Genomic DNA, 21910 nt, shown 5'->3' with positions numbered 1-21910 from the left:
TGATTTTAACTATTCGTTTTTTGATGGGTCAAAGATGTTACAAAAGTGTTTCGGTAAAAATTCTATACGACCGAATTGTCAAAAATCAATACTGAAATGTATATTTTTGAAAAAACCCAATACGTATGCTTAATCCTATGGAAAAAAAATTCAGCCTAGCATTTAGTCTTATTGTCATTGCAGAATTAATATGTACTAGCTATGATTCATTAATGGTCTACCATTATATCACCAAACCAGCCATTGTTGGTATGTTACTGGTTTTTTTCTGGAAACAAAGTGCGCATTTAGACAAAGGCGTAAGGCATTTAACTTTGGTTGCATTAATTGCGTCATGGATTGGAGATATACTACTCATATTTGAAACATGGCATCCAGAGCTTTTTATGTTTGGCTTAATTGCGTTTTTAATAGCTCATATGTTTTATATACTCCTTTTTTTAAAGCATAGAAATCGTCATAAAAACCCACTAGTTTTTATAGGGTTACTTCTTATTTATGCAGGTTGTTTATTCTATATTTTGAAGGATGGCTTAAACGATATGCTTATTCCTGTTATTGTTTATATGTTAGTGATTTTGGGAATGTCTACAACTGCTTTTTTGCGACAAGGTAGTGTTCCTAAACAAAGCTTTTTATTAGTTTTTGCAGGAGCTATATTGTTTATGATATCTGATAGTATATTAGCTCTGAACAAGTTTTATGAACCATTAGTCTATTCTAATATTAGTATTATGACCACTTATGCTTTAGCTCAATTTTTAATTGTTATCGGAATTTTAAAGCTCACTAAAAAGCAGCGTTAAGCCTGCCTGTCAGCAGACAAGGATGGAAACGCCAAAATCTACTTTTTAAAAGGCCTGATAATGAGTCGGGCAGCCTTATCAAAATTAATATAATTATAGGTCCAGTTAAAGAATACGATGACTCTATTTCTAAAACCAACAAGGGACATTAGGTGGATGAACATCCAGATAAACCAAGCAAAAAATCCGCCAAACTTGAAATGTTTTAAATCGACTACCGCTTTATTACGACCAATGGTTGCCATAGACCCTTTATCGTTGTAAGTAAATGGTTTTGGAGCTTGATTATTGATAATTCTCATAAGATTTTTTCCCAATAGTTGCCCTTGCTGAATTGCTGGCTGAGCAACCTGCGGATGTCCTTTAGGATAATTTTCGGTAGGCATTAAAGCAATATCTCCAACAGCAAAAATGCTGTCATAACCTTCAATTTGATTAAAGCGATTCACCTTATAGCGATTTGCATTTTCGAGAAGAGCTTCGGCTTTAAGTCCGTTAACAGGCGCACCCGTGACTCCTGCTGCCCAAATAAGTGTTTCGGTTTGCAATTCGAGATCAGAGTTGGTAGTCACGCGCTTACCATCGTAATCTTTTACAAATGTATTGGTATGGACCTGAACACCGAGACTTTTAAGAAAAGTCTCTGCTTTTTTAGAGGCATGTGCACTCATTGGAGGCAATACTCTATCTGCACCTTCTAATAAGTGAATTTGCATATCACTGCTATTTAAATCGTGATAATCTCTTGGGAGAATGTGGTTTTTGAGTTCGGCAAAAGCACCTGCCAACTCCACTCCTGTTGGTCCGCCACCAACAATCACAAAATTCAAGTAGGCATGTCGTGCTTCATCTGAATGCGTAATTGTTGCTTTTTCAAAATTTTGAAGAATCAGACTTCTAATATTGAGAGCTTGTGGTACCGTTTTCATCGGCATACTATGAGCTTCAATAGCCGTATTACCAAAATAATTTGTTTGAGTTCCGGTAGCGATGATCAGATAATCAAAGGCGAGTGTTCCTATGGAGGTTATGATTTCTTTTTCTTCGGATTTGATTTGTTGAACCTCAGCAAGTCTAAAGTAAGAGTTTTTGTGCTTTTTTATAATTTTCCGAAGCGGGTAAGCAATCGAATCGGGTTCTAATCCAGAACTTGAAACTTGATATAATAAAGGTTGAAATGTATGGTAATTGTGCTTGTCTAGTAATACGACTTGTACGTCTTTGTTGGCTAGTGATTTTGCTAGATTAACACCTGCAAAACCGCCTCCTATGATAACGATTCTGGGGAACTTTGATTCAGGAATATTCATAAAAAAACACTCTTAAAATGTCTTTTACAAAGATACGATTTACGGCTGGTAAATCCTTATTTTTGAATTAATGTTTCATCCAGTGTAACATTTTAAATTTTAATGCTACATATAGATAACTAACTAATCAAATTTGAACAAAGAACTCGAACATAGTTTTGTAGAATTGCTTGAGAAGCATCAAAACATTGTGCATAAAGTTTGCCGATTATATACCAATAATCAAGATGCGCACAATGACTTGTTTCAAGAGATTACAATACAGTTATGGAAGGCATATCCTAAGTTTAGAGGCGATGCTAAGTTTAGTACCTGGATGTATCGTGTGGGCTTAAATACAGCGATTACCCTGTATCGAAAGTCAAAACGAAGCATTAAAACACAAGAATTTGAAAGTGTTTCTTTTAAGATTAAGGCTGAAGCATATGATGACACAGAAGAACAACAGCTCAAATTATTATACAAGGCTGTACACCAGTTAAATGATATTGAAAAAGCCTTGGTGTTTTTATATTTAGAAGACAAGAATTATAACGAAATAAGTGAAACCCTAGGTATAAGTGAAGTTAATGCTCGCGTCAAAATGAATAGGGTAAAGAAAAAATTAAAAACAATATTAAATCCGTAACACTATGGATGAATTAGAATTATTAAAAAAAGACTGGCAATCTGATCGTTCAAAAAACGAACCCGCACTATCTAGTGAGGAAATTTATCCGATGATGCACAAAAAATCGTCATCGATTGTTAAAACCTTGTTTTACATAAGTATTGCCGAACTTATTTTTTGGGTGATTATTAATAGTATTCCTTATTTTTCTTCGGAAGAATATCGTGCAGACTTGGCAGCTATGTATGGTAACAGTACTATTTTACTGGCGATTACACTTTTTGGCTATGCTGTAATACTAGCATTTGTATACCTGCTATATAAATCTTATAAATCAATTTCTGTCACCGACAATGCCAAACGTCTACTTAAAAACATTTTAAATACCAGAAAAATAATCAAGTACTACGTGATTTATAATCTGGTAGTCGCTTTTTTATCCATGGCTTTTGGTCTTTATTATATGGTGTATGTGAACCCTGAAGTATCGCAACAATTTGCTGAGTTTTCAGATAAGCAAATGTTTATAGCAACAACGCTTATGATTTTATTTACACTTGGATTTTTACTTATATTTTGGCTATTCTATCGCATTATTTACGGTATTTTACTGCGACGACTCAATAAAAATTACAAGGAACTTAAAAAATTAGAAGTATAGATTCTTAGAACAAATTACCAATCTCTGAGTTTATTAAGACGCTCTTGTTCTTCAAGTACTTCTTGCGGAATGACCTTTAAAAACGAAGGATGTTGCTCAATAGCATATTCTATTTTTTCAACAATCTCAGCAATTGATTCATTCTCATAATCGATTTGCAATGGTTCCTTTACTTCAAAAGTCTGATAGACATTTTTCTTTTTAACACGTAAACCTTTTTTATCAAATGAGCGTCTAAAGCCGTCAATAACTATAGGTACAACAACGGGTTTGTACTGTTTAATAATATGAGCTGTTCCTTTCCGAATAGGCTTAAAAGGTGTTGTGGTTCCTTGCGGAAATGTAACTACCCAACCATCATCTAGTGCTTTTTTGATACTGGTAATATCACTCATTTTCACCTGACGATTTACATCCTTACCTTCTGCTCTCCACGTACGTTCGATACTTATAGAACCTGTGTAGGCAAAAATCTTCGGAATCAAACCCGATTTCATCGTTTCCTTAGCAGCAACGTAGTACATATTGAGCTTAGGATTCCAAAGGTAGCCCACATTTTTTATATTATCTAATCGGCCACTTAAACTGGCATTAAACACGTGAAACATGGCTATCACATCAGCAAAATATGTTTGATGATTTGATATAAAAAGAACATTAGTATCTGGAAGGTTTTTTATGATATCAGACCCTTCAATCTGTAATTCGTTAAAGCCTCTAAATCTTCGGTGTGTTAGGAGACCAAGGATTCTTATTAGCCATTTTTTTACAAAAAGTATGTGCCCAAAAGGGTTTCTTTTAAATAATCCCATGCAGTGTTAGTTATTAGCGGAAAGACAAACTTACAAAAAACTGCTGCTTACATCACCATTTTTAACAAGTCTTTTAATTCGCTAAGCATCATCGCTGTTGCGCCCCAAACTACATGTCCGTTAAGTAATATCGCAGGAACTTCGAGTTCAACTTCATAAGAGGTCATCACACCTACATCGGTTATATTAGCATCGTCAAGTAAATCGCTAAGTTTTACTTCTATCAAATCTTCGACCTCTTCATCTTGTTTTACAAATGCAGGCGTTTGCTGAGTTATTCCCAGAAAAGGCGCTACCGTAAAGTTACTTGGCGGAATATACAATGGCGTTAGAGGTTTCATTACCTCCACTGTATCTACAGCAACACCAACTTCTTCAAAAGTCTCTCTTAATGCTGTATATTCTAAGTTAGGATCATCGTTTTCAAATCGGCCACCAGGAAAGCCTACTTGAGCCGAATGTACGCCTTTATAGGTTTTTCTGAGGATAAGAATTAAATACGTTTCATTCTGTTTCGGATAAAACAAAGCCATAACACCAGCTTTTTTGGCGTTTTTCATTTTTTCTTTGTTAGCCTCTTGAAGCTTCTCACGGAAAGGCGGCGACATTTTAAATTGCGATTGCTCTCCTGGAAGATTTAGATTTTTGACCTCTTGAAGTTGGTTTATAAATTCATTAAAATTCATTTAGCTAAGATAGACATTTTAAGCAAAACAAAACTCACACTTCAAACACGCATCAGACATAAAAACTACGGAAAAACCGTAATTAAAACCCTAAACAACAACAACTTATTGATTAAAATTTAACACCTATTCGTTATTAAGTTTTGTAGCTTACTAACTTAATCATTAAACTTATTTATTATGAAAAAATTAATTTTATTAACGACTATTTTAATTACTCATCAAATATCAATTGGACAACAAACTATCGATGATAATATTGTAATTGAAAATCAAAACGTTCCATACCCAGGAATGACTATTTTTTCTCATCATGGAAATAATGTCAACGGTAATGCACATCCAGTAATTAATTTCAAGTCATCTGATGGCTTCATGGGAAGTGAATTAGCTATAGGAAAAAATAGAATTTTAGGATCTATAATTTTTTCAGGTTTTGATGGTACTACTCCGCATTTTTATTATCAAGCTAGTCGTATTGAAGTTGTAACCAAAGACACATTCAACTCTATTAATCATAAAAGTCAAATGAATTTTAGAATTGGTGGCGTTAATACCGGAATTACAAGAATGTCTATTGACGGAGAAACTGGTAACATTGGTATAGGAACTATAAATCCAACTGAAAAATTGTCTGTAAGAGGAAAAATTCTATGTCAGGAAGTTGAAGTTATTCAAAATGTAGCACCAGATTACGTGTTCCAAAAATACTATAACGGCTTTTCTTTATTAAAAGAAGATTATAAAATGCCTACTCTTGAGGAAGTTGAAGCTTTCATTAAAGAGTATTATCATCTACCCGAAATACCTAGTGCATCCGAAATTAAAAAAGAAGGTATGCAACTTAAAGAAATGACGACACTATTATTACAAAAAATTGAAGAATTGACATTGTACACTATTGAACAAGAGAAACGTATTAAAGCCCTAGAGGCTCAGCTAATTAAAAGACAATAGTGATATGAATCATTTAATATATAAAGTAGTTTTTCCAATACTATTGTTTATTAATAGTAATACCTTTGCTCAAGCAAACCCGTGTAATTTTACTCACCAACAATTAGCTGATAATATAATTAACTCAATTACTCCAACGGGTAATTGCAATGAATATAGCTTTACTATTCCAACGGGTTGCTCTACTGCATTTTTTATTTATATTTCATTACCAGGCACTCCTTTTTCTGATGGTATTAATATTTTCACGATTACTTCTGATTATGTAGTTGTAGCAGATGTATGTACTTCTGAAGTTTTTGAATGCTTAGGAACCGCAGTAAAAAATTTACAATTTGAAGATTGTCCAACATGTCCTGCAGATTTAGTTATAACCCAAACAGTGGATACAGGTGAAAATGATATTCAAGAATCGAGTAATACTATAATTGCAACTAATAAAATAGAGAATGGTGCAAATGCCGAATATGACTCAGTAAAATTTGTGAAATTATCGCCAAATTTTCATGCTAAAGCTGGATCGACTTTTAGAGCATATATAGAAGGGTGTGATCCTCCTGCAAGTGAAAGGTATGCCGACGCTACAAATAGCTATGAAACTATATTGAAAGATATAATTTTAATACCAAATCCTGCAAAAGAGAAACTGCATGTTTCAATCGAAAACACCAAAATCTCTTCCATAGAGTTATACAATATCTATGGAAATAAAAAACTCAATGCTAAAAAACTTAATGTTTCTAAACATTTACTGGATGTAAATGACTTACCAAGAGGATATTATATACTCAAAGTCATTCTGAAAGATGGCACAATACAATACAAGAATGTAGTTCTAAACTAGAACTTTATAATAATTCAACATAGATAGCTGATTAGTCAATCTAATCAACTTTTTATATTTTTGAAATATATCAACAAAATCGTTTATGCGCTTATTTTTACTTGTAGTTTTTTGCACACTGATTTTCAACTGTGAAGATAAACATTCTAAGAAAAAAACACCTACCGCAACCATAGATTCTACACAACTCAAAACAGAGACTTTTAAAGCAAATACCGATACGGCTTCCGAAGCCAAAGAAGAACCATTCCTATTGACCAAAGACAATGCTATGGAATTCTTTTTGCATTATGAAAAAGAGCATAAAGAAAATAAAGTCCGTATCGTTACCGACTTTGGTAATATTGATATTTTATTATTCAATGAAACAAAATTTCATCGCGCCAACTTTATTTACCTTATTAAGAAAGGCTATTTTGACAACACACAGTTTTATCGTGTGATTGACAATTACATTATTCAAGGTGGTAGTACCGATGATCGAGACGTTATGAAAAAGCGCCGTTATATTGGTAAATACTTACTACCAACCGATACCAAACGCGGTTTTCGTCATGACAGAGGTGTAATTTCTATGCCGAGTAGCGATATAGAAAACCCCTATAAACTGGCCTCGCCCTATGAATTTTTTATAACACTAAGAGATGTATATCAATTGGATGGTGACTATACCATCTTCGGAAAAGTGATTAGCGGATTAGAGGTCGCCGATAAAATTGCAAAGGTAGAAACCGATGATGGCGACTGGCCGCACGATAATGTGTACATTCGTAAGGTAGAGATTTTAGAATAGTCTTGATTTCTATATCCAACTCAAAGATTTAAAAAGGTAATATTTAACACAACTGCAACAGCAAGTATCTTTAAATTTAAGTACCTTAATCACGTCAAACCAATACCAATAAACTAATGATTTCTAAATCCCTAAATGCTGTACTTCTGTTTAGCATTATTCTGTTTGCAGGTTGCAAAGACGATAAAAATTCTGAAGAAAAAATGGCGACAAACAACTATGACAATGTGCTTTTACAAGAATGGACAGGTCCTTATCAAGGTGTACCTGCATTTGATCAAATGAATGTAAACGCTATTAAGGAGGCTATGGAAACTGGAATGGAACTCAGTTTAAAAGAAATAGATGCGATTGCCAATACTAATGAAGCTCCAACATTTGAAAATACAATTGTAGCTCTGGAAGCTTCTGGAGATAAACTCAATGATGTCTTCACTTACTACGGAATTTTTAGTAGTAACAAATCATCTCCTGAATTTCGAGACATTCAAACCGAATTAGCACCAAAACTGTCTGATTACCGTTCAAAAATATCTCAAAACGAGGCTTTATTTAAACGTATCAAAGCGGTTTATGAAGCGTCTAAAAAAGCACCTCTAGCTGAAGATCAACAACGTGTTGTAGACCTCGTTTACAAGCAATTTGAAATGAATGGTGCGAATCTCGATGCCGAAAAGAAAAAGCGCTATGCCGAAATCAATAAAGAATTGTCGTCGTTGTATACCAAATTTTCTAACAATGTACTTCATGACGAAGAAAACTATGTCACCTACCTCAATAAAAATCAACTGGGTGGTTTATCTGAATCGTTTATTAATTCGGCTGCAAAAATCGCCGCAGATAAAGGTGAAGAAGGTAAATATGCCATTACCAATACACGGTCGTCAATGGATCCTTTTTTAACCTATTCTACAGAACGTGACTTGAGAAAAATTGTCTGGTCCAACTACTATTCTCGTGGTGATAATGGTGACGAATACGATAACAACCAAATCATTGCAGAAATTTTAAAACTCAGAAAAGAACGCGTTTCCTTAATGGGTTATGATAATTATGCCGAATGGCGTTTACAAGATCGTATGGCAAAAACGCCCGAAAATGCTATGGCTTTAATGGAAGCGGTTTGGCCTGCAGCTATTGCTCGGGTTGAAGAAGAAGTTGCCGATATGCAAGCGGTTGCAGATGCCAATGGCGATCAACTAAAGATTGAACCTTGGGATTACCGCTTTTATGCTGAGAAAGTGAGACAGAAAAAATACGATTTAGATAGTGACGAAGTAAAGCAATACCTTCAGTTGGATAAATTAACAGAAGCCCTTTTTTACACGGCCGGACGTTTATTTAATTATAAATTCACACCTGTTGAAGACGGTAAAGTTCCGGTATTTCATGAGGATGTGAAGGTTTGGGAAGTAAGCGATAAAACTACTGGAAAGCACATCGGCTTATGGTATCTTGATCCCTTTGCACGTCAAGGAAAACGTTCGGGAGCATGGGCAACCACTTACAGAAGTTATACCTCTTTTCAAGGCGAAACTAATGTGCTGGCGTCTAACAATTCTAATTTTGTAAAACCTGCTCCAGGTGAAGCTGTTTTAGTATCTTGGGATGATGCCGAAACTTTCTTTCACGAATTTGGTCACGCTCTACATTTCTTTTCAAGCAATGTTAAATATCCAACCTTAAATGGTGGTGTAAGAGATTATACCGAATTCCAATCGCAATTATTAGAACGCTGGTTATCTACCGATGAAGTGATTAATCAGTTTTTAGTACATCACAAAACAGGAGAACCTATTCCTGCTTCATTAGTTGAGAAAATTAAAAAAGCATCGACCTTTAATCAAGGCTTTGCAACTACCGAATATCTGGCTTCGGCTTTAATTGATATGAAATTACATTTAGCCGACCCTACAGCTATCGACATCGACCAATTTGAGCGTGAGACTTTGGCCGAATTAAACATGCCTGAAGAATTACCTATGCGTCATAGAACACCGCATTTTGGACATGTATTTTCAGGTGAAGGTTATGCAACAGCGTATTATGGTTATATGTGGGCTGATGTCTTAACAAGTGATGCATCTGAAGCGTTTAAAGAAGCGCCAGGCGGTTTTTACGATAAAGGGATTTCTGAAAAATTAGTGAAGTATTTATTCGCGCCTAGAAATTCTATGGATCCTGCTGAAGCCTATCGCTTGTTTAGAGGTCGTGATGCTAAAATTGAAGCTTTAATGCGAGATCGAGGATTTCCGATACCTTCAGAATAATACTGAATAAAAAAATAGTCACTTCCCATCAGTCTGTTGTAATTTGGCTGATGGGACCATAAACCTTAATATCAAAAGACTCATGCTTACTCATATTCATCCTAAACTTCCGATGCGTCAAAAATCTGCTACCAAAGCTTTCTATAAAAGTTTAGGTTTTAAAACCTTAGGTGATGTCGATTATGAAGGTTACCTGATGCTTAAAATGGATGCTATCGAGCTTCATTTTTTTGAATTCAAGACACTCAATCCGTTAGAAAATTATGGGCAAGTCTACATCAGATTAGATGATATTGAAACTTTTTATCAAACGCTTATAGCTAAACATATCGCCATTCATCCAAATGGTTCTCTAAAACAACAACCTTGGGGACAATTAGAATTTTCTGTATTAGATCCCGATTCTAATTTACTCACTTTCGGTCAAGCTGTTTAATTATCGCCCTCTTCTTTAGTATATAAACTTGGTAAGCTAATTTTAAATTTAACAGCGATTAATCGTACCGAAATCACAATGACACCTGCAATTATAAAGATAAAATTAGTGTCGTCCATAAATTCACGTAGCAGGAAATATGTGAGTCCGCCTAAAATACAAGCCGTGGCATAAATTTCTTTTCTGAAAATTACCGGAATCTCATTACATAAGATATCTCTTAAAACACCTCCAAAACAAGCTGTCATCGTTCCGAGTGCGATGCAAATGATAGGATGCAAACCGGCAACTATGCCTTTTTCGATGCCAACGACAGTGTATAATCCTATACCGATGGTATCAAATAAAAAAAGCGAGGTTCTTAAGTAGTTTATTTTTTTCCGAAGTAAAACAGCAAAAACAGCTGAAGCAATGATAACATAGACATAAGTCATGTTGGTCATCCACGACACAGGATGTATACCAATCATCACATCTCGTAAGGTACCACCTCCAACAGCGGTAACAAATGCAATAATAAGCACACCAAAAGGATCCATTCGCTTATTGAGTGCTACCAAAACTCCTGAAATGGCAAAAGCAATGGTTCCTAAAATATCGATAACTTGAAAAAACATAAGTTGTTTTATAGGTGGTGCAAAGGTAGCTTGCTAATTTGATATTTCACTAAGAATGGTAAAAAATAGTGTTAGTATAAACAACACATTCACAGAATTTTTAAACTAAAAAAAGTTTAAAACAGCTTACCAACACTAGCGCCTGTATAATAGTTGTAATCTTTTAAAATGGTGTCAATAAACTGAATATCAGATCCATTATAATCTTTTATCTCAACGACTTCTACTACCTTTTTACGCAGTTTCACAAGCGTTTCGTAATCTTTTGAAGCCTTAGCTCTCACATAAGTTTCTTTAATGATACGCGCATCATTGTCAGACAGCTTAATCACGTTAGGATAGGTTGGCTTATAACTATCATCCAATTCTTCTAAAATCGTATGATTGATATTAACGTTATTTTTAAGTGTAATTACCGAAGTTCCCGCAGTCATATCTCCCAAACGCTGACTCTTTTTACTGGTAACAATAGCGATTAAAGCCACAACACCAGACATCATATTTAAATCGACAATCCTAAAAAACCAACGCACGAGATAATCGGCCAAAGCCGCTTGATAACCATCAATTTTAACGACTTTAATTTTCATAATTCGCTTCCCAATTGTTTGGCCATCTAAAAAGGTTTCAAAAATTAAGGAATAAAACACAACCGGTAAATAAAAGGAGACCACAATGGCTATTTGCGACCATTGATCCATATCTTCAATCATACGATCAATAGCAAATAAATTAAAGGTAATTTGATAGACAACAACGATGTAAGCAATTTTAATTACCAAATCGATAATGTAAGCTAATATGCGTTCACCAACACTCGCAGCGATGAAATTTATATTAACGTTTTGTGTCGTATTTATTTGTAACTCTACCATTAATTGCTTTAATTTGAAAGCTTATGAGAGAAGTGGCATTTATTAAACAAAATAAAGAAAAGTGGCTTAGTTTTGAAAAGGCCATTTTTGGAAAAACCTTAAAAAATCCTGATGAATTAGCATCACTTTATATTCAGTTAGTAAATGATCTATCTTATGCACAAACTTACTATCCCAAAAGTAAAACAATTCTTTATTTAAACAACTTAGCAGCCAAAGCTTTTCAAAAAATTTATAAAACTAAACGTGAAGATACGAATCGTTTTGTGTATTTCTGGAAAACTGAAGTACCGCTAATCGTCTATGAATACAGGCGTTATGTGCTTTACGCTTTTATCATATTTGTAGGTTTTATGGCTATTGGCGCCTTATCGGCCGCTTATGATGATTCGTTTGTACGATTGATTTTGGGAGATCACTATGTCAATATGAGCTTAGAAAATATTGAAGCTGGTGATCCGGTAGCTGTTTACAAAAGCGGAAGTAATTGGGGAAGTTTTATAGGCATCACACTCAACAATCTATATGTTGGTATTTGCTCCTTTATTTATGGCGTGTTTGGTGGTTTAGGAACTGCCTATTATATGTTACATAACGGAATTATGGTAGGTGCATTTCAGTATTTTTTCTATAAAGAAGGTGTGCTTTGGGAAAGCGTTAGAGGTATTTGGATTCACGGTTCTATGGAAATATTTGCTATTGTTATTGAAGGTGCTGCAGGGCTTATTTTAGGCGCCAGTATTTTATTTCCTAAAACCTACTCCAGAATGCGTTCTTTTAAAATGGGCGTTAAAAATGGAGTCAAAATTTTGATTAGTACCTTCCCATTTACCATCGCAGCAGGATTTTTAGAAGGCTACGTCACACGATATTCTAACACCATGCCTAATTGGTTATCTGTTGGCATTATATTAACCACACTCAGTATCATATCCTATTACTATTTAATTTATCCTTTTGTACTGAACAGAAAAATAAAAAACCTACATGCAGTTATATAAATCCAGAGGCTTCGGTGAGTACTTTCAGGATACGTTTGCTTTTTTAAAACACAACGGCAAGCACTTATTCAAGCACTTTTTTATCATCAACGGAATCTTCCTATTAATCCTTATGGTTATGGGATATTTCTTTAGTAAATTCTATACCGATGTGATTTTCAATAGCCTTATTTATGACAGTCCGAGTGTCGTCGATAAGTATATGAATGAGAATGCCGGACTCTTTATTCTGTTGATTTTTATTTTTGTTATCGTTGCCCTTATCGCTGCTGTAATAGCCTACGCCTTTATCCCGATCTATTTAAAATTATATGCAGATCGCGATGGTAAAAATTTTAATGCAACAGATATTATTAAAGTTTATAAAGCGAGTATAGGCAAAATTTTAGTGTATTTAATTTGTGGTATTCTTATCGGATTAGTTGTTGGTATAATTGCTGGTATTACCGCATTTATCTTAACCATAACTATTATTGGAATTTTACTCCTTCCCTTGGTTATTGGTGCTGTAAGTTTACTGTATCAAGGTGCGCTAATGGAATATCTCCATAATAAAAAAGGCATCTGGGACAGTTTTGGTTATTCATGGAAATTGATGAGTTCAAAATTCTGGGCTGCTATTGGCTGTGTTGGTTTGTTCTACTTAATGAGTTATATCACACAGCAGGTCGTATCTCTGATTCCGTATATCTTCGGAATGGTGAACCTTTTTACAGATATGCAGCCTGGTGTAAATCCCGATCCAAATGCTATCGGTAGAAGTGTTACCATTTTGATGCTGGCCATTTTTCTTCTAACCTTTTTAATAAGCAGTATTTTAAATGTGATTGTACAACTCAATCAAGGCATTGTTTTTTATAGTCTTAAAGAAGAACATGAAAATATAAACACTAAAAGTGATATTGATTTAATTGGTTCTGGTGAATAGATTCCTTTTTGTACATATCACCCTTTTTCTCTTCGGAATTGTACTCAACTCGCATGCTGCTGTTGACGAAACCTTTCAAACCGAAATCGAACAAGACTCGGTTTATTATGATACCGAACCTATTGATAAACGTGAATACGATAACCTTAAAGACAAGTATAATGACGATGAATTCATTTATGAACGGACTGTAGAAAATTCGGGATGGTGGTCTAGATTTAAGCAGTGGTTATCCGATTTCTTTAAAAACCTATTTGATTTTAATTCGGATGCTCAAGCTTCAAATTTTACAGACATTGCTTTAAAAATATTTTACGTTGTCATTTTCTTATTGGTCGTCTTTTTTATCGTTAAAGCCATTATCAATAAAGAAGGCAACTGGGTCTTTGGAAAATCCTCTGACAAGAACATTATTCCGGTAACCGATATTGAAAATAACATCTATGAAACCGATTTTAAATCGCTCATTAGTCAGGCAGAAGCCGAAAACAATTACCGATTAGCCATTAGATATTATTATTTGTGGTTACTTAAAACGCTTTCCGAAGCCGAAATAATTGATTACGACGTCGAGAAAACCAATAGTGATTACTATCTGGAAATTGAAAGTCAAGCCACCAAAGAAGAATTTTCATACACTTCATACCTTTATAATTACATCTGGTATGGTGAGTTTGATATTGACAGCCTTCAATTTAACAAGGGCAAGCAAGCATTTACTCAATTTTTAAACAGCATTAAGAAATGAGTAGAACCCTAAAAATATACATCGGAATATTAGCATTGCTATTTATAGGAATTATCGCCATTGAGTTTTCGACACCTCAACCTGTAAACTGGCAACGTACTTACAATGAAACGCATAAAATTCCGTACGGAACATTTATCTTTTATGAAGAATTAGAAACCTTATTTCCTGAAAGCAAAATACACAACATTAATGTTACTCCCTATGAGTATTTTGATGATTATTACAGCTGGGAAGACAGTACTTATCTCACTTCAGGAACTTATATGGTTATCGACGATTATCAAGATTTAGACAATACCTCAGCACAAGAGCTTTTAGATTTTGCTTCCTTTGGTAACGACATTTTTATCTCGAGTAATAACTTCCCTGACAAATTAAAAGACTCACTTGGGTTTAACACCAGAAACGATTATTCATTTCAAGGAAAAGGAGAATTAACCTTAACGAATCCAACATTTGCAACAGATTCTATCACTATAGACAAAGGATTAAGCAATATTTATTTTTCAAGAATAGACACGCTTTATACCGCAGTTTTAGGACATCAAAAGTTTGGTGAATCTACCTATGCTAATTTTATTGAAACCTCATGGGGAGACGGTAATTTTTATATTCATTTACAACCAGCAGCGTTTACCAATTACCATTTGCTTAAAAAAGACAACCAAAAGTATGCTTCGGCAGTGATGTCATATTTAAGTGACGATACTATTTATTTTGATTCCAGAAATAAAGTTGGAAAAGAGCTGGGCAACTCCCCTTTACGATTTATTTTAAGTCAGCCAGCACTACGTTGGGCCTGGTATCTAGCTCTCATTACGACAGTCCTTTTTATGATTTTTAATGCCAAACGCAGACAACGTATTGTTAACGTTAAAGAGCCGCTTAAAAACACAACGGTCGATTTTACCAAAACCATTGGTAATTTGTATTATGAAACCAAAGACCACGACAATTTAATAGAAAAGAAAATCACTTATTTCTTAGAGTATATTCGTCGCGTCTATTATTTAGACACCCAACTTTTGGATGATAAGTTTATTAAAAACCTGGCTCAAAAATCAGGAAAAGACGAAAGTGATATCAAAAAATTAATTAATCAGATTGTATATTTAAAAGCAAAAACCAATTGTAACGAATCTAATTTATTACAATTAAACAAGGCTATAGAAGATTTTTACACCACATAAATTATGGAACATTTAGACGACAACAACCAAGAAGACTTAACACCAAAAAGCGAACAATTTGACGAATCGTTATTGGGTGAAACACCTTCAACTTCGGAAGATTTAACCACTACCGAAAGTGATCTCAGCTTTAAAAATCGTATCGATTTAAGCGAACTTCAGGAAGGTATTGGGCTTATTAAAAACGAAATCAGCAAAGTTATCGTTGGTCAAAAAGGAATGATAGACATGCTCATTGCCTCCATTCTTGCTAATGGACATTCACTGATTGAAGGTGTTCCTGGTGTGGCAAAAACCATTTCGGCAAAATTACTGGCAAAATCTTTAGATATCGGATTTAGTAGAATTCAGTTTACTCCAGATTTGATGCCTAGTGATATTTTGGGAACTTCGGTTTTTAATATGAAAAATTCGGAATTCGAATTTAAAGAAGGTCCGATATTTTCAAATATGATTCTCATTGATGAAATTAATAGAGCGCCAGCAAAAACACAAGCGGCTTTATTTGAAGTGATGGAAGAGCGTCAAATTACCATTGATGGAAATAAGTTTAAAATGGACTTGCCATTTATTGTTCTCGCCACACAAAACCCGGTAGAACAAGAAGGAACATACCGTTTACCTGAAGCTCAGTTAGACCGTTTCTTATTTAAAATAGACATTGATTACCCCAATGTGGAAGAAGAAGTCGAAATCTTAAACCGCGAACAACATTTACAAGGTGCGCTTAAAACCGATCAAATTAAAGCACATTTAAGCAAAGCTCAAATTAATAAATTTCAAGGCTTGGTAGAACAAGTGATTATTGAATCACACCTTATCAAATATATTGCTGATATGATTGTGAACACACGTAATAATCCGTTTTTATATTTAGGTGCTTCTCCAAGAGCTTCAATTGCTATTTTAAAAGCGAGTAAAGCTTTTGCTGCCATGAGTGGTCGCGATTTTGTAACACCTGAAGACATCAAACGTGCGGCTATACCTGTATTACAGCATCGTGTTATTGTAACTCCTGAACGTGAAATGGAAGGTGTCACAACCAAACAAATCATCAAACAAATTATTGAAACCGTTGAAATTCCGAGGTAACTATAGAAACAATACCAGATTCTAAAAACAACTTATAACAAACCCGTGAAACGTATCAAACCTTTTTATTTACAAAACAGATTTTTCTATGCCTGCATTGGTATTATGATATTGTTTGTTTTAAGCTTTATTTTCCCAAGAGGTTTTGCGGTTGTTAAATTGCTATTGTTGTTATTGGCTACGCTTACCATTTTAGATACCATTCTTTTATTTGCTGCTAAAAATGGTGTTATTGGATCGCGTGTGCTACCCGAAAAGTTTTCGAATGGTGATCAAAATCCGGTAAACTTAGTCATTGATAATTACTATACCTTTAATGTAAATATCAAGATTATTGACGAAATTCCTGAACAGTTTCAGGTTCGTGATTTTAGTATTGAACGCCAATTAGAGGCTTCAAGTTCTTCACAAATTGAATACAAACTTCGTCCTGTAGATCGCGGCGAATATCACTTCGGAAAGTTAAATATTTATGTCACATCGGTTTTCGGACTCATAGCGCGTCGCTTTTCATATGATGACAATGCGATGGTTCCAACCTATCCGAGTTTTATGCAATTACGTAAATATGACTTGATTGCCATCAGTAATAATTTGCACCAATACGGCATAAAAAAAATAAGAAAGATTGGCCATACTATGGAGTTTGAGCAAATTAAAGACTATGTTTTAGGCGATGATTTGCGTACCATCAACTGGAAAGCTACAGCAAAACGCAATCAGTTAATGGTGAATCAGTTTCAGGATGAAAAATCCCAGCCTGTCTACTCTATCATTGATAAAGGTCGTGTGATGAAAATGCCTTTTGATGGCTTGACCTTGTTAGATTATGCCATAAATGCGGCTTTGGTGATTTCAAATGTTGCTTTAAAAAAACAAGATAAGGCTGGAATTTTAGCCTTTTCTAAAAAAGTCGAAAATATTGTAGTAGCAGAGCGTCGTACCTCTCAAATGAATCTCATTTTAGAAACTTTATACAATGTAAATACCGATTTTTTTGAAAGTGATTATGGCCGACTTTATGCCGATACCAAACGAAACATCACGCAACGTAGCCTCATGTTGTTGTACACCAACTTTGAAACCCTAGATAGTTTACACAGACAACTACCCTATCTTAAAGGGATTGCAAAAAGTCATTTATTAGTTGTGATTTTCTTTAAAAACACTGAACTCAATACCCTAATTACTGAAAAAGCAGAAACTGTTCAGCAAGCTTATGATAAAGTCATCGCTGAAAAATTTGCTTTTGAAAAACGACTGATTGTGAATGAACTTCAGAAATATGGCATCCAGTCAATTTTAACTTCGCCTCACGATTTAACGATCGATACTATTAATAAATATCTGGAAATTAAGGCAAGAGGTTTGTTATAAACACCACTATTCTACAGTTCAGTCTTAAAAATATACAGTTCGGTTATTCTCTTTATGTAAAATGCTGGTTTCGTTAGATATTTGAATCATCAATAACAAACAAACCATTAAAACCACATATTATGACAACTAAAACTCACACTTTACTCTTAACAATCGTATTGACATTAGTAACTGCATTAGGCTTTTCGCAAGACACAAAAGGACAAACCGTAACTATAACCATTGAAAATGCTAAAAATGATGACGGAAAATTATTAGTCGCTTTACACACCAAAGACACCTTCATGAAAGGTCCTGGCGTCAAAAATGCAGAATCAAAAATTAAAGACGGAAAAGCTGTAATTACCTTTGAAGATGTAACAGCTGGCGAGTATGCTGTAATGGTATTACACGATGCAAACGAAAACAACAAAATGGATTTTGAAGAAAGTGGTATGCCAAAAGAATCTTATGGTACTTCAAACAACACTAGAAGTTTTGGACCGCCAAACTACGATGATGCAAAATTTAAAGTAGACAAAGACATCGCGCTATCAATAAGATTTTAAACCCAAAATCATCAATCAAATAACCAACCTTGTTTATCAAAAAAAGAGTCTTAACCTTAAGGCTCTTTTTGCATTTGAATTACCAAAATAAACGGCACATGAAATTGGGTGTAAATCCAATCGAAAACCGATCTAAAACTTCAATCTCACTATTAAAATCATTATTACCTCGATATTCCCGACTAATAAGATTCGTTGTACGGTAGACATTGCGTATTGACAAGCCAATTTTTGCCCTAAGCTTACTGTCCTTTGAAAATTTAAAGGCATATGTTGACGAAAAATCTAAGCGATGGTATTCAGGAAGTCGCTGTGTATTAATACCATCATTAAACTCTAACCCATCTTCTCCATTAGTCGATTTTGTGTAAGGTTTTCCTGTCTGCCAACGCCATCCTAAAGCCACTTGAAATTCTGAAATTTTATAACTCAATGCTGTGGTAAAAGCATGTCTAACATTAGATCTAGACACAAAAAAAGTCTCATCATTTAAATTGTCGTATTTGCTTTCAGAAGAATTAAACGAATAACTGAGCCAGGAATTAAAACCTTTAAAACGTTTTCTTACAAAAAGATCAATCCCATAAGTACGTTGTTCTCCAAGATTAAACCGACTGTCTTCCGGGTTCAAAAACCCAAGAGATAAGGCCGTAATACCATCGAGATGTTTGTAATAATTATCGATATCAATGGTCCATCCCTTATTAGTATAAATAAAACCTGCAGAAATTTGCTTGCTGTTTATAATTGGAAATTCGTTTCCGTTTGCTAAGCGCCATAATCTGTTTTCTAGTGCTAAATCACTGATAATAGTTTCGTCTATTTCACTAATAATCTGATGCTTTATTTCTCCCGAAATCTGAAGTTTAACATGCTTAAAGAGTGGTTTAAACAAGCGTATTCTCGGTTCAAAACGCCAAGCCTCTAATTCTCTAAAATAAGTAAACCTTCCGCCCAGAGACACATCAAATAAGTTTGGGTTTTTATATTCATAATTTCCAAAAACACTATGGGTTTGCACAACCGTTTTAGCTTCGTCTAAAATAAACTCCAAGTCATTTGTGTTCAAAAAAGCATAGCCAACATCTTTCAAACTGTATTGATAACCAAGTAATGCCGAATGATGCTCGTTGATATACTGCTCAAATTCTGTTGAAATACCAGAATCAAAAATCACATTGCGCTTTTCAAAATCTGATGTCTGGCTCCCATCTTCCGAAGTAATGAAATTATAATTCAGTTTATATTCTGAAAAATAAGCCGAAGTCCGCTGACTTAAATTTGAATTCCATGTTGTATTCCACCCTAAACCATAGCCAGAATTCTTAATCGACAAGCGGTCATTAAAGGTGTCATTACTTTCGGTATCCTCAAGCGTATAATCCAGTGTATTATCAATATTAATAACACTAGCGAACATACTATTATTGGGATTCAATTTAAAATTCAGTTTGAGGGTATAATCTAAAAAACTGAAGTCATTATTGGGATTATCGCCTCGCTGAATTTTTGTGCTTTCAAAAACTTTATCGGCCAACTGGTTAAATGTATAAGACTGATAGAGTTGTGTGTAACTGGATCTAACAGACGCCTGAATTCCTAATTTATCTTTAATAATTGGTGCTTCAATCACGGCATCACCATATATCCCATTTACGCCTAATTGCGCTTTAAACTGATTTTCAATATTAGTGCCTGTAGACATGTTAATAACGCTAGACGCCCGTTCGCCATATCTTGGATGTGTTCCTTTATTAATAAAATCAACCGTTTTAGTCACGTTTGGGTTAAACGGAGAAATCATCCCAAAAAGATGGCCTTTATGATACATATTAATACCATCCCAAATGATTCTGTTTTGATCCATTTTTCCGCCTCTAACAAGATAACCTGAAGCGGTTTCGTTGGGACTAACGACGCCAGGTAATAATTGAACACTTTCTAAAACATCAGGTTCGGTAAGGCCTGGCAATATACCGAGACCAATAGGATTTATACGGTAAGCCCCATCTTTCCGTTTTGAAATCCCATTAGTGAGATAGGTATTAAGTATAATTTTATCGAGTTCTTGCAGCGGAATTTCAGATTCAAAATCATTGACAATAATGTAGCGACTTGCAACAATTTCAAAACTGAGATTTGTTTGAATTTCAAGAGCTGTAAGCAATTCATTTAAAGTACGTTCTTCTTTATTTAAACGGACAGTTTTGTAGGTAATAAGCTCATCTTTATATGAAAATCTCACATTGTAAACATCTTCAATAACTAAGAAAGCATTTTCTAATGATTCGCCATTGAAACTTATGTAAAATTTAGCCTCTTCTTGCGAAAAGGCTAAAAACGGCAGCATCATTACAATGTAGATAATCAATTTCTTCACTTTGTGCTCAAATAGATGTTTTCTTTTTCTTTTTCAGTATATCGTATTTGCAAAGATTTAAATACTGTTTTTAGTGCTGTATTTAAATCATTATGTGTAAAACTGCCGGTATAAATTTGTGTAGTATCAACGGCCTCAGCATGAATTGTTATATGATATTGCGATTCTAAAGCCGAAATAACATAGCGCAAAGGCACACTTTTAAATGAGCTTTCGCCATGAATCCATGTTGGGTTAGACGTTAAGGTTTCCCATTTTTCTATGGTATGCCCATTGATTCGTCTTAATGAGTTTTTAGGTAAGAGGACAAAATTTTCTTGATGTGATTGCACTTGCACACGACCCTCAAAACAGATGACTTCAAATAAATCGTTTGTACTATTAACATTAAACTGAGTCCCAAGTACTTCTACGTTACCATTGGGAGTTTTGACGGTAAACGTACTTCCTTTTTTAACTTTAAAATAAGCTTCCCCTTCTAGTGATAAAGTTCGGTTTGTTTCCCAGTCTTTTTCATTATAGCTTAAGGTAGATTTGGAGTTTAATATGACTTCAGAACCGTCTAAAAGGGCAATTGTTTTTTGTTCACCATATTGTGTTTCCGTATGAATCACAGCCTCATCAAAAATGGAAAACAATCCTAAAAACAGCACAATAGAAGCAGCAACACCTATGAGCCACGGATTGGTATGTAACTTACGAACCTTTGGCTTTTTATTTTTTATTTTTTCTTGAATTTTATCAAACGACGGTTGTATAGAAGTTTCTAAAGCCTCATGGATTTCAATACCTTTTCGCAATTTTAAATACGCATTAAAATCTGCTTCAGACACCTGTACTTTTAGTTCGGCATCAGAGCGTTCTCCAGCTAACCATTGCGCCAGAAAAGCCTCTTTATCGTTATGTAATTGTTCTGAATTCATAAGTTTCCTAGTATTAAGACAATTGGGTTCAAAAAAACCC

22 protein-coding genes are annotated in these 21910 nt (G+C 34.5%); 15 read left to right on the top strand and 7 right to left on the bottom strand.

Annotated features, from left to right (window positions below; translation table 11 throughout):
• Positions 1-137 precede the first annotated feature (137 nt).
• Positions 138-806, top strand: coding sequence for a lysoplasmalogenase (locus N4270_RS15555; protein ID WP_260098273.1), 669 nt, complete (start codon positions 138-140; stop codon positions 804-806).
• A gap of 38 nt (positions 807-844) precedes the next feature.
• On the opposite strand, the gene N4270_RS15550 is transcribed toward N4270_RS15555, so the two are convergent.
• Positions 845-2116 (bottom strand): NAD(P)/FAD-dependent oxidoreductase, encoded by a 1272-nt coding sequence (locus N4270_RS15550; RefSeq protein WP_260098272.1) that lies wholly within the window; start codon positions 2114-2116, stop codon positions 845-847.
• 133 nt (positions 2117-2249) lie between these two features.
• Here N4270_RS15550 and N4270_RS15545 point away from each other — a divergent pair, with 133 nt between their 5' ends.
• The gene (locus N4270_RS15545; protein ID WP_260098271.1) at positions 2250-2744 is read left to right on the top strand and encodes an RNA polymerase sigma factor; all 495 of its coding nucleotides are present in this window, start codon (positions 2250-2252) and stop codon (positions 2742-2744) included.
• 4 nt (positions 2745-2748) lie between these two features.
• Positions 2749-3387, top strand: coding sequence for a hypothetical protein (locus tag N4270_RS15540; protein WP_260098270.1), 639 nt, complete (start codon positions 2749-2751; stop codon positions 3385-3387).
• Between the two features lie 14 nt (positions 3388-3401).
• Here the strand turns inward: N4270_RS15540 and N4270_RS15535 are convergent, their stop codons facing one another.
• Both N4270_RS15535 and N4270_RS15530 read right to left on the bottom strand, forming a co-directional pair.
• Positions 3402-4199, bottom strand: coding sequence for a 1-acyl-sn-glycerol-3-phosphate acyltransferase (locus tag N4270_RS15535; RefSeq protein WP_260098269.1), 798 nt, complete (start codon positions 4197-4199; stop codon positions 3402-3404).
• Between the two features lie 47 nt (positions 4200-4246).
• Entirely contained in the window at positions 4247-4885 is a 639-nt protein-coding gene (locus N4270_RS15530; RefSeq protein WP_260098268.1) for a CoA pyrophosphatase, read from the bottom strand.
• Positions 4886-5065: 180 nt separating this feature from the next.
• Here N4270_RS15530 and N4270_RS15525 point away from each other — a divergent pair, with 180 nt between their 5' ends.
• From N4270_RS15525 to N4270_RS15505, 5 genes are all read left to right on the top strand, one after another.
• Complete coding sequence (locus N4270_RS15525; protein ID WP_260098267.1) at positions 5066-5842, top strand: hypothetical protein; 777 nt, start codon at positions 5066-5068, stop codon at positions 5840-5842.
• A 4-nt stretch (positions 5843-5846) separates the two neighbouring features.
• On the top strand, positions 5847-6686 hold the full coding sequence (locus N4270_RS15520; RefSeq protein ID WP_260098266.1) for a T9SS type A sorting domain-containing protein: 840 nt from the start codon (positions 5847-5849) through the stop codon (positions 6684-6686).
• Between the two features lie 85 nt (positions 6687-6771).
• Complete coding sequence (locus tag N4270_RS15515; protein ID WP_260098265.1) at positions 6772-7479, top strand: peptidylprolyl isomerase; 708 nt, start codon at positions 6772-6774, stop codon at positions 7477-7479.
• 116 nt (positions 7480-7595) lie between these two features.
• Complete coding sequence (locus N4270_RS15510; RefSeq protein ID WP_260098264.1) at positions 7596-9749, top strand: M3 family metallopeptidase; 2154 nt, start codon at positions 7596-7598, stop codon at positions 9747-9749.
• A gap of 82 nt (positions 9750-9831) precedes the next feature.
• Positions 9832-10185 carry a VOC family protein gene (locus tag N4270_RS15505; RefSeq protein WP_260098263.1) on the top strand — a complete coding sequence of 118 codons (354 nt, stop codon included), beginning with the start codon at positions 9832-9834 and terminating at the stop codon, positions 10183-10185.
• Here N4270_RS15505 and N4270_RS15500 read toward each other — a convergent pair.
• Positions 10182-10802, bottom strand: coding sequence for a trimeric intracellular cation channel family protein (locus tag N4270_RS15500; RefSeq protein WP_260098262.1), 621 nt, complete (start codon positions 10800-10802; stop codon positions 10182-10184). The genes N4270_RS15505 and N4270_RS15500 overlap by 4 nt on opposite strands.
• A gap of 116 nt (positions 10803-10918) precedes the next feature.
• A complete protein-coding gene (locus tag N4270_RS15495) occupies positions 10919-11677 on the bottom strand; it encodes an RDD family protein (protein WP_260098261.1) in 759 nt (252 codons plus the stop codon).
• Positions 11678-11700: 23 nt separating this feature from the next.
• Between N4270_RS15495 and N4270_RS15490 the strand changes: the two genes are divergently transcribed.
• From N4270_RS15490 to N4270_RS15460, 7 genes are all read left to right on the top strand, one after another.
• A complete protein-coding gene (locus N4270_RS15490) occupies positions 11701-12678 on the top strand; it encodes a stage II sporulation protein M (RefSeq protein ID WP_260098260.1) in 978 nt (325 codons plus the stop codon).
• On the top strand, positions 12665-13606 hold the full coding sequence (locus tag N4270_RS15485) for a hypothetical protein (RefSeq protein WP_260098259.1): 942 nt from the start codon (positions 12665-12667) through the stop codon (positions 13604-13606). The genes N4270_RS15490 and N4270_RS15485 overlap by 14 nt, the downstream gene beginning before the upstream one ends.
• On the top strand, positions 13599-14354 hold the full coding sequence (locus tag N4270_RS15480) for a DUF4129 domain-containing protein (protein WP_260098258.1): 756 nt from the start codon (positions 13599-13601) through the stop codon (positions 14352-14354). The genes N4270_RS15485 and N4270_RS15480 overlap by 8 nt, the downstream gene beginning before the upstream one ends.
• The gene (locus N4270_RS15475) at positions 14351-15547 is read left to right on the top strand and encodes a DUF4350 domain-containing protein (RefSeq protein WP_260098257.1); all 1197 of its coding nucleotides are present in this window, start codon (positions 14351-14353) and stop codon (positions 15545-15547) included. Before N4270_RS15480 ends, N4270_RS15475 begins: the two co-directional genes overlap by 4 nt.
• A 72-nt stretch (positions 15548-15619) precedes the next feature.
• Complete coding sequence (locus N4270_RS15470) at positions 15620-16639, top strand: MoxR family ATPase (RefSeq protein ID WP_260098368.1); 1020 nt, start codon at positions 15620-15622, stop codon at positions 16637-16639.
• 45 nt (positions 16640-16684) lie between these two features.
• Positions 16685-18016 (top strand): DUF58 domain-containing protein, encoded by a 1332-nt coding sequence (locus N4270_RS15465; protein ID WP_260098256.1) that lies wholly within the window; start codon positions 16685-16687, stop codon positions 18014-18016.
• Between the two features lie 122 nt (positions 18017-18138).
• Complete coding sequence (locus N4270_RS15460) at positions 18139-18567, top strand: DUF2141 domain-containing protein (protein ID WP_260098255.1); 429 nt, start codon at positions 18139-18141, stop codon at positions 18565-18567.
• A gap of 79 nt (positions 18568-18646) precedes the next feature.
• Here the strand turns inward: N4270_RS15460 and N4270_RS15455 are convergent, their stop codons facing one another.
• Complete coding sequence (locus N4270_RS15455; protein ID WP_260098254.1) at positions 18647-20938, bottom strand: TonB-dependent receptor; 2292 nt, start codon at positions 20936-20938, stop codon at positions 18647-18649.
• A 5-nt stretch (positions 20939-20943) separates the two neighbouring features.
• Positions 20944-21870 carry a FecR family protein gene (locus N4270_RS15450; RefSeq protein ID WP_260098253.1) on the bottom strand — a complete coding sequence of 309 codons (927 nt, stop codon included), beginning with the start codon at positions 21868-21870 and terminating at the stop codon, positions 20944-20946.
• Between the last annotated feature and the right edge of the window lie 40 nt (positions 21871-21910).

This window comes from Psychroserpens sp. SPM9 (assembly GCF_025153525.1).
Taxonomy (GTDB): domain Bacteria; phylum Bacteroidota; class Bacteroidia; order Flavobacteriales; family Flavobacteriaceae; genus Psychroserpens.
The sequence above is the reverse complement of the archived record's forward strand: the minus strand, read 5'-3'. Positions and strand labels throughout refer to the sequence as shown.

Bases quoted from the DNA above. Each gene is read 5' to 3' on its own strand.
- N4270_RS15555 (WP_260098273.1), top strand. From the start codon at position 138: ATGGAAAAAAAATTCAGCCTAGCATTTAGTCTTATTGTCATTGCAGAA.
- N4270_RS15550 (WP_260098272.1), bottom strand. From the start codon at position 2,116: ATGAATATTCCTGAATCAAAGTTCCCCAGAATCGTTATCATAGGAGGC.
- N4270_RS15540 (WP_260098270.1), top strand. From the start codon at position 2,749: ATGGATGAATTAGAATTATTAAAAAAAGACTGGCAATCTGATCGTTCA.
- N4270_RS15535 (WP_260098269.1), bottom strand. From the start codon at position 4,199: ATGGGATTATTTAAAAGAAACCCTTTTGGGCACATACTTTTTGTAAAA.
- N4270_RS15530 (WP_260098268.1), bottom strand. From the start codon at position 4,885: ATGAATTTTAATGAATTTATAAACCAACTTCAAGAGGTCAAAAATCTA.
- N4270_RS15525 (WP_260098267.1), top strand. From the start codon at position 5,066: ATGAAAAAATTAATTTTATTAACGACTATTTTAATTACTCATCAAATA.
- N4270_RS15520 (WP_260098266.1), top strand. From the start codon at position 5,847: ATGAATCATTTAATATATAAAGTAGTTTTTCCAATACTATTGTTTATT.
- N4270_RS15515 (WP_260098265.1), top strand. From the start codon at position 6,772: ATGCGCTTATTTTTACTTGTAGTTTTTTGCACACTGATTTTCAACTGT.
- N4270_RS15510 (WP_260098264.1), top strand. From the start codon at position 7,596: ATGATTTCTAAATCCCTAAATGCTGTACTTCTGTTTAGCATTATTCTG.
- N4270_RS15505 (WP_260098263.1), top strand. From the start codon at position 9,832: ATGCTTACTCATATTCATCCTAAACTTCCGATGCGTCAAAAATCTGCT.
- N4270_RS15500 (WP_260098262.1), bottom strand. From the start codon at position 10,802: ATGTTTTTTCAAGTTATCGATATTTTAGGAACCATTGCTTTTGCCATT.
- N4270_RS15495 (WP_260098261.1), bottom strand. From the start codon at position 11,677: ATGGTAGAGTTACAAATAAATACGACACAAAACGTTAATATAAATTTC.
- N4270_RS15490 (WP_260098260.1), top strand. From the start codon at position 11,701: ATGAGAGAAGTGGCATTTATTAAACAAAATAAAGAAAAGTGGCTTAGT.
- N4270_RS15485 (WP_260098259.1), top strand. From the start codon at position 12,665: ATGCAGTTATATAAATCCAGAGGCTTCGGTGAGTACTTTCAGGATACG.
- N4270_RS15475 (WP_260098257.1), top strand. From the start codon at position 14,351: ATGAGTAGAACCCTAAAAATATACATCGGAATATTAGCATTGCTATTT.
- N4270_RS15460 (WP_260098255.1), top strand. From the start codon at position 18,139: ATGACAACTAAAACTCACACTTTACTCTTAACAATCGTATTGACATTA.
- N4270_RS15450 (WP_260098253.1), bottom strand. From the start codon at position 21,870: ATGAATTCAGAACAATTACATAACGATAAAGAGGCTTTTCTGGCGCAA.